This is a genomic window from Methylomonas lenta, from assembly GCF_001644015.1.
In the GTDB taxonomy this organism is placed as follows: domain Bacteria; phylum Pseudomonadota; class Gammaproteobacteria; order Methylococcales; family Methylomonadaceae; genus Methylomonas; species Methylomonas lenta.
In genome coordinates this window covers 1-1,255 of sequence record NZ_LUUI01000069.1, presented here as the reverse complement: position 1 = coordinate 1,255, position 1,255 = coordinate 1, and the positions used below count along the sequence as shown (strand labels likewise).

1 protein-coding gene is annotated in these 1,255 nt (G+C 54.5%); it reads left to right on the top strand.

Annotated elements, in window-relative coordinates:
- Nucleotides 1-1,255 (top strand): RHS repeat protein (locus A1359_RS04675; RefSeq protein ID WP_198159275.1); only part of this gene is annotated, 1,255 nt, incomplete at both ends.

Sequence of the window (1,255 nt, the reverse complement as noted above, 5' to 3'; positions counted from 1 at the left end):
CCGATGGCAAGAAAACGACGTATGCCTATGAAGCGAAGACCAGCCGGTTGAAATCGGTGACCGACGCGCTGGGTCAGAAGAAAACCTTTACCTATGCCAAGGATGATCGCCGGACGGCATTGATCTATAGCAACACCATCAACCCTACGCCGAATGTCAGCTTTAGCTATGATTCTTGGTTCCCAAGACTCGCATCGATGACGGACGGTACCGGCACCACGCAGTACCAATATCAGGCCATAGGACAATTAGGCGCCTTAAAACTGAGCCAAATAGACGGCCCTTTCAACAACGACACCATAGGTTACCAGTACGACGAACTGGGCCGGATGGTGAAACGTACCGTGGACGCCAGTAGCGAAACTTTCGGTTACGACGCGTTGGGCCGTTTGACCAACCACAATAATCCGCTGGGCGATTTTGCCCAAACGTATCTGGGCGAAACCGATCAATTGACCGGTTTACAAGACAGCACCGGTAAAGTTGGCACGAGCTGGCAATACGACGACAACCAGAATGACCGGCGATTATTGGGCATCCAAAACAGCGGCGCGGCTCGCAGCTATGGTTATGTCACCACGCCGGAAAACCTGATCAGCGAAATCAACGAAACCACGACCTTAAGCGGAACCTGGGCAACCAAGGATTACACCTACGCTTACGACGCCGCCGACCGCCTGACTTCGGTGGATGTTTCCAGCGGCGATCAATATGGCTATAGCTATGACGCCGGCGACAACTTGACCGGCATCGACACGCCGAGAGGCAGTGCCGCAATCGCGGTCAACGGCCTGAATCAAATCACTACCGCGAATGCCAAAAGCTATACCTACGACGCCAATGGCAACGTCACCAATGACGGCGCGCGTAACTATACCTGGGATGCGGAAAATCGCTTGGTCAACGTCGCGTTAACCGGGCAACCGGGATTCTCGTATCAGATGACTTACGACGGCTTGGGCCGGCGCATCTCGATCACATCCGATAACGGCGTGATGGCGCCGACGGTCATGCGTTATTTGTGGTGTGGCGATAGTTTATGCCAAGCCCGCACGGCTACGGATGCCGTGGCACGGCGTTATTATCCCGAAGGAGAGATCAGAATCGCCGGCAATGCGCGGCTTTATTATGCCCGCGATCATTTAGGCTCGGTGCGTGACGTGCAGGTGATGACGACCGGTGCCAGGATAGGTTCGTTCGATTACGATGCCTACGGTAAGTTGATCCAAAAGGCAGCGCCGATTACGCCGGATTT